This window comes from Variovorax sp. P4_D9 (genome assembly GCF_056401695.1).
Map to the genome: position 1 here is coordinate 1 of NZ_JBFUIU010000636.1, position 5,190 is coordinate 5,190.

Here is a 5,190-nt window from a genome sequence, read left to right on the forward strand (position 1 = left end):
GAACAGCAGCGGCGGCGCCAGCAGCAGGAACACCAGGTTCGACAGGTCCTTGACCGAATCGCCCCGGATCCAACGCATCTTCCCCGCCAGGAAACCGACCGCGATGAGGATGACCACGGGCAGCAGCGAGGAAACAACGGGACCATTCATTCCCGTCGAGAATAGCCGACGGACCAGGCCGCTGCCCGACCCTAAAAAGTCGCGCGCAGTCCCAGCTTCAAGCTGCGCCCCGGCAGCGGCGCATTCGGATAGACGGTCGTCGTCAGGATCGAGGTCGCGCTGTAGGCCAGCGCGTTGCCGATGTTGTCGACCCGCGCATACCAGGTGAGGTTGGCGCGCTGCATCCGCTGCTTGTAGCTGATCGACGCGTTCCACAGCGTGTAGGCGTCGGTCGCACGGTCGCCCGTCGGCGGCACCCGGTTCTGCGCCGCGTTGTAGTCGAAGCCCAGCCGCGCGGCCCACGCGCTCCTGGCCCAGGCCAGCGTGCCGCCGATGCGCCAGGGTGCGATCCGCGGCAGCGGCTCGCCGGTGTCGGTGTTGGTGGCCCGCACCAGGTCGCCGCGCCATTCGAGATCGAGCGTCGAGCCGTCGGCCGCGCGGGAGAAGCCATCGGCACCGAGCAACTGCAGGTTGCCGTTGGCTTCGAGGCCGGTGAAGCGGGCTCGCACGCCGTGGTAGACGTAGTCGGCGAAGACCTCGGGGAACAGCAACTGCCCGTCGGCTGTCTCGACCGGCGGCGGATTGAGTTCGCCGTCCGCGCTGCGCACGTTGCCGGTGGCCGTGAGCCCGATGTAGTTGCTGAAGCGGGTCGCGTAGGCATTGAACTTGGCCGTGTTGGCGCCCGATTGCCATTGCGCACCCAAGTCCAGGCCGATCGATTTCTCTTGCTTGAGCAGCGGGTCGCCGGTCTCCCAGGCCGCTGTCGCAACATGCGGGCCATTGGCGAACAGCTCGTAGTCCTTGGGCGCCCGCTCGGTGTAGGCCAGGTTGGAAGTCACCTGCCACTGCGGCGTCAGGTTCACCAGCGCACCGAAGGCGGCGCTGTTCGGATGGAAGTCGCGCTCGCCGACGAAGAAGCGCGTGACTTCCGGGTTCGTCGGATCGCCGAGCGACTGCACTTTGACCTCCTCGGTGCGGCCGCCAAAGCTCAGGCGCCCCCACGAGGTGGCGAGTTCCTCGTGCAGGAACAGCGCGTTCGACTTCGTACGGCTGTCGGGCGCAAAGGCCTCCTCGCCATGGGCCGAGAAGCGGCCGCTCTCGCTAGTGAAGCCGACCATGCCGTCGAGCACGCCAATCTTGCGATGCCGCGCCTCGATGCGCAGGTCGTTGCTGTCGTTGGCGAAGGTGGTGCCGGGCAGCGGGCCCTCGTACTCGGTGTGCTGGTACTCGGTGCGGCTGAGCTTCGCATGCACGTTGCTGAAGAAGCCGCCGGTGCGCCACTCGCCCTCGAGCGCGTAGCGGTCGGACTTCATGCCGATCGTGACGTCGTCCTCGGCCACCGTGCCATAGCTGCTGCGGTAGGTGCTGGCCGAGGCGCCGATCCAGCCCTGGTCGAAGAACAGCGTGCCGCCGAAGGCGCCGCCGTCGGCCTGGTTGGCCGAGTTGCAGATCTTGCGCGCGAAGCCCGGCCGCTTCGGGTTCTCGCAGGCCAGCTCGATCGGCACCGACACGTCGTCGGAATCGCGGTGGAAGGCATCGACGTGCAGCGCATAGCGGCCGCTGCCGCCTTCCAGCACCACACCGCCCGCCTGCTCGCGGTTGCCGGTGGCGTAGCCGAGATCGGTCCGCCCCCCGAAGCCTTCGATCGGCTCGGTCGGGATCCGGTTGTCGATCACGTTGACCACGCCGCCGACTGCGCTGCCGCCGTACTGAAGCGCAGCCGGTCCGCGCAGCACCTCGAGCCGGTCGGTGACCAGCGCATCGACCGGCACGGCGTGGTCGTAGCTGAGCGCCGAGGCATCGGGCGCGCTGCCGCCGTTCTGAAGGATGCGGATGCGATCGCCGTCCTGGCCGCGGATCGTCGGCCGGCTGGCGTTGGGGCCAAAGTTGGTGCTGGCGACGCCCGGCAGGCCGTTGAGGGTCTCGCCCAGGGTCGACTGCGAGCGCAGCAGCAGCGACTCGTTCGACAGCGTAGTGGTCGGTGCGATCAGCTCGGTGGCGCCGAGCGGATTGCCGGTGACGGTGATCTCGCCGAGCGAGGGTGCAGGCGCCTCGGGAGCGCCCTGCTGCGCCCAGGCAGCGAGGGATGCGCAAGACAGGAAGGACAGCACCGCGACGCCCACGCGGTGGCGAGGAAAGGAAAAGGTCATGAAGGAACACTCGTTGAATCGATGAACAGCCGGCCGCGCCCCGCCAGGCGGGGTCGGCAACCGGAAGGCAGGCGGGATTCAGCGAGTGGAAGGCGGACCGCGGGCGTCGAACAGCGCGATCCAGCGGGCGAAGACTTCGCCCTCGAGCCAGACGAAGCTGGCGGCCGGCAGCAGCACCGGCAGGAAGACAGGGGGCACGCAGGGTGCGGCCGACCCGTGGGACAACTGGTCGTAGAGCCGGCACTCGGCCTCGCTGTGGACGCCGAAGAGCGCCGCCAGCCCGCTCGGCGCCGCTTCCTTGGCGACATGCCCGGTGAAGCCGGCCGCCGCCGGCGCACCGTGTAGCGTGCCGTGCATCAGGCCCAGCGTGGTCGCGGCCCAGAGCGCGAACGCCAGCACGCACAACAAGGTGCGGCTGCGAAGGGAGCGCCGGGCGATGGGCATCGCCGGCGTCAGGTCTTGACGCGGGCTGCGAAGGTCTTCTGGAACTTCTCGACCTTGGGCCCGACCACGAAGGCGCAGTAGCCCTGGTTCGGGTTGTTCAGGAAGTAGTCCTGGTGATAGGCCTCGGCGGCCGAGTAGTTGGCCAGCGGCTCGACCTCGGTGACGATCGGCGCGCGGTAGGTCTTGCTGTCGCCGATCTCGCGGATCACCTCGTCGGTCACCTGTTTCTGCGCCGGGTCGAGGTAATAGATGCCGCTGCGGTACTGGGTGCCGACATCGTTGCCCTGCCGGTTCAACGTGGTCGGATCGTGCACCACGAAGAAGATCTCGAGGATCTCGCGCAACGAGATCTGCGCCGGATCGAACACCACCTTGACCACCTCGGCGTGCCCGGTGCGCCCGGTGCAGACCTGCTCGTAGCTCGGATTCAGGGTCTGGCCGTTGCTGTAGCCGGACTCGACGTCGACCACGCCCTGCACGCGGTCGAACACGGCTTCGGTGCACCAGAAGCAGCCGCCCCCGAGGACGATGGATTCAGTGGATGAGGAGGGCGATGACATGACGACTCCGGCGAAGTTCGAGACTTTTCCCACATTGTGCCGGCTTGACGCAGTGCAACGGCCTCACTACATTACTAACCCGCCAGTCATTAATTACCATGCCCGCCTCCCGATTCCTCAAGGACAAGCTCTGTCCCGTGAGCGCCAAGCGCGAGCGGCGCAAGGAAGCCCGTCCCGGCGAGCTGCTGGAAGCGGCGCTTGACCTGTTCGTCGAGAAAGGCTTCGCCGCCACCCGTTCGGAAGAAGTCGCGGCCCGCGCCGGCGTCTCCAAGGGCACCCTCTTCCTTTACTTCCAGAGCAAGGAAGAGCTGTTCAAGGCGGTCGTGATCGAGAACCTGGCCGGCCGCTTCACCGAGTGGAACCGAGAGTTCGACGAATACGAAGGCAGCACCGCCGACATGCTGCGCTACTGCATGCGCGTCTGGTGGGAGCGGGTCGGCGCGACCAAGGCATCGGGCCTGACCAAGTTGATGATGAGCGAGGGTCGGAACTTTCCCGAGCTGGCCGAGTTCTATCGCCGCGAAGTGGTGAAGCCGGGCCACGAACTGCTCCGGCGCATCGTCCAGCGCGGCATCGACCGCGGCGAGTTCGCGCCGGTCGACGTCGACCTGGCGATCTACACCGTCGTCGCACCGATGATCTTCCTGATGCTCACCAAGCATTCGCCGGCCATCTGCTTCGACCACACATCCAACATCGATCCCGAGAAATACCTGGCGCTCCAGGCCGAGACCGTGCTGCACGGACTCAGCCTGCCGCCGAAGGCTGCCGCATGAAGAGAACGATGAAGTGGGCCATTGCGGCACTGATCCTGGTGCTGCTCGTCGGCGGTGCGCTGCGCGCCCTCGGCGCGCGCAAGGCGCAGCAGGCCAAGCTGGCGGCCGGCAGCACGGCGGCCGAAACCGTGGTGGAGTTGTCGCCGGCCGACGTGGTGCGGGTGGCCCGCCGCGAGTTGGCCGAGACACTGCCGGTCTCGGGCACGCTGCGCGCAGTCGATTCGGCACAGGTCAAGGCGCGCGTCGCCGGCGAGCTGATCGGCCTCACGGTACGCGAAGGCGACACGGTCGCAGCCGGACAGGTGATCGCGCGCATCGATCCGGTCGAATACCAGTCGCGCCTGCGGCAGGCCCAGGAGCAGGCCGATTCGTCGMGCGCCCAGGCCGAAGTGGCGCAGCGCACCTTCGACAACAACAAGGCGCTGGTCGAGCAGGGATTCATCTCGCGCAACGCGCTCGAAACCTCGCAATCGAACCTCAATTCGGCCTTGTCGACGCACCGCGCCGCGCTGGCGGCGGTCGAGATGACCCGCAAGTCGCTCGACGACACAGTGCTCAAGAGCCCTATCGCGGGCCAGGTGTCGCAGCGTCTCGCCCAGTCAGGCGAGCGTGTCGGCATCGACGCGAAGATCATCGAGGTGGTCAACCTGAGCCGGATCGAGGTCGAGGCCACGCTGGCCGCGGCCGACTCGGTGGCGGTCCGGGTCGGCCAGCGCGCCACGCTGCAGATCGAGGGCAGCAGCGTCGCCGACCCGAAGAGCGGCGAACGCAGCGTCGGCGCCAGCGTGGTGCGCGTCAACCCGAGCGCGCAGGCCGGCAGCCGCAGCGTGCTGGTCTACCTGCGGCTCGACCGCAGCACCGGCTTTCGCCAGGGCCTGTTCGCGCAGGGCACGATCGACGTCGGCAGCACCGAGACCCTGGCCCTTCCATTGACCGCGGTGCGCACCGACAAGCCCGCGCCCTATGTGCAGACGGTGGTCGACGGCCGCATCGTGCATCGCCCGGTCGAGACCGGCCTGCGCGGCCAAGTCGACGGCCAGACCATGGTCGCGGTGCGCGGCATCGACGACGGCGCGCTGGTGGTGGCCGGCAGCCTCGGGC

Annotated in this window: 6 protein-coding genes; 2 read left to right on the forward strand and 4 right to left on the reverse strand. The window is 68.0% G+C overall.

The window, feature by feature from the left end:
• The 4 genes from AC1DY5_RS41150 to msrA all read right to left on the reverse strand — a co-directional run.
• Positions 1-150 (reverse strand): AEC family transporter (locus tag AC1DY5_RS41150; protein WP_478120205.1); only part of this gene is annotated, 150 nt, incomplete at its 3' end.
• 41 nt (positions 151-191) lie between these two features.
• Entirely contained in the window at positions 192-2,309 is a 2,118-nt protein-coding gene (locus tag AC1DY5_RS41155; protein ID WP_478120200.1) for a TonB-dependent receptor, read from the reverse strand.
• A 78-nt stretch (positions 2,310-2,387) separates the two neighbouring features.
• Positions 2,388-2,753, reverse strand: a complete 366-nt coding sequence (locus AC1DY5_RS41160; RefSeq protein WP_478120201.1) for a hypothetical protein — start codon at positions 2,751-2,753, stop codon at positions 2,388-2,390.
• Positions 2,754-2,761: 8 nt separating this feature from the next.
• Complete coding sequence (gene msrA, locus AC1DY5_RS41165) at positions 2,762-3,313, reverse strand: peptide-methionine (S)-S-oxide reductase MsrA (RefSeq protein ID WP_478120202.1); 552 nt, start codon at positions 3,311-3,313, stop codon at positions 2,762-2,764.
• Between the two features lie 98 nt (positions 3,314-3,411).
• On the opposite strand from msrA, the gene AC1DY5_RS41170 reads away from it, so the two are divergent.
• Both AC1DY5_RS41170 and AC1DY5_RS41175 read left to right on the forward strand, forming a co-directional pair.
• Complete coding sequence (locus AC1DY5_RS41170; RefSeq protein WP_478120203.1) at positions 3,412-4,089, forward strand: TetR/AcrR family transcriptional regulator; 678 nt, start codon at positions 3,412-3,414, stop codon at positions 4,087-4,089.
• A partial coding sequence (locus tag AC1DY5_RS41175; protein WP_478120204.1) for an efflux RND transporter periplasmic adaptor subunit occupies positions 4,086-5,190 on the forward strand: 1,105 nt, incomplete at its 3' end. The genes AC1DY5_RS41170 and AC1DY5_RS41175, both read left to right, overlap by 4 nt.